The organism is Streptomyces sp. NPDC127092 (assembly GCF_042722475.1).
Taxonomy (GTDB): Bacteria; Actinomycetota; Actinomycetes; order Streptomycetales; family Streptomycetaceae; genus Streptomyces.
Genome location: NZ_JBHXFE010000300.1, coordinates 1 through 1,246, shown reverse-complemented (window position 1 = coordinate 1,246; position 1,246 = coordinate 1). Strand labels below are relative to the sequence as shown.

General features: G+C 69.4%; 2 protein-coding genes. Both read right to left on the bottom strand.

The annotated features are described in order from the left end of the window. Nucleotides 1-325, bottom strand: a 325-nt coding sequence (locus tag ACFWJO_RS39870; RefSeq protein ID WP_386873211.1) for a GNAT family N-acetyltransferase, incomplete at its 3' end; no start/stop codon positions are given. Between the two features lie 540 nt (nt 326-865). Beyond that, a partial coding sequence (locus ACFWJO_RS39865) for a GNAT family N-acetyltransferase (RefSeq protein ID WP_386873209.1) occupies nt 866-1,246 on the bottom strand: 381 nt, incomplete at its 5' end.

The following is a 1,246-nucleotide window of genomic DNA, read 5'->3' as shown; positions in this document are numbered from 1 at the left end:
CGAGCCGCTCGGCCAGTGCCCGGCCGTGGCCGCGTCCGCGGTGCCGCGGGTGGACGTAGACGTTGAGGGCGGCCGCGTCAGGGTCGTCGACGTGGTTGATCAGGACACGGGCGTAGCCGACCGCCTCGCCGTCGACGTACGCCAGGTAGCGGCGCAGCGTGTGGTCGGTCTCGGCGGCGGCCTGGATGAGCGCGTCCGTGGGGGTCTCGTCCCACTCGGTCGTGCCGATCAGCTCGTGGTTGTACTCGTCTCCGAGCTGGCAGTAGGCCCGCCAGTGGGGGTCGTCCGACGAGGCGGGCAGGGGGAATTCGATGATGTCAGGCATGCGGTGACTGCTTTCTGAGGAAAGGGGTGGGCGCAGAGGCACCCGTCGAGCCGTGCTCGAGACGGGCGCGCGGGGAGGCCGGCGGTGGGTCGTCGGACCCACGGGGTCACTGCTGCTGCATCATGGGGTGAACTATGTCACGACGTGAACCGGTGGGCAAGGGTCTTTGTCGTCGAGATGCAGCGCAGGGGCCCCTGGCCTGCGGTGGGCTCGTGGGGCAGGGGCCCGAACCGCCCGGTGTGTCCGTTGTCGAGATGCAGCGCAGATTTCACCTGACGCGCGGGGAACTCTTCGCATATCGGGCGGGATCCGGTCGGCGGGAAAACCGGGTGTCCAGGTGGGCGCCCCCGCGCGCCCCGGGGATCGCCCGAAACGTACGGGCGGCTGCCGCTCTAGCGGGTTGGTTGTGGCGAGCCGTGCGGCGGGCTGACAGGGCCCGAGGTGGCGCACATGGCACATGGCGGGCTCCCTGGTCACAAACGACCGTTTGGGTCTGAAGCCGCAGATGAGCCAAGACGTGGGACGTGGGAGAGGTGCCGGTCATCCCCTGGTGGTCACTGGACCTTCCCATCGGACTTCGCCGTCCACGACTTCGTCGGTCGGACTCATTCCGATACGGCGCGCGACCGCGGCGGACGCCCCATGGTCGGGGTGGATATGAGCGATGACCTGTTTCACGCCCATCTCCGCAAGTTCAGCCAGCAGGAGAGCGGCGGCTGCTGAGGCGTAACCATTGCGCTGCCACGGTGCTCCCATGACCCAGGCGATTTCGGCGGGTTGGCCTGAGACCGGGATGGTGGCCTGGACGTAGCCGACCGGCCGGCCCTCCGGCTCCAGCACCACGATCCAGTTGGCCCAGTCCTCCGCGCCGTCCTCGGAGCGACCGCGCGCGAGGATCGCGTACCGCTGCCGCAGCTCCTC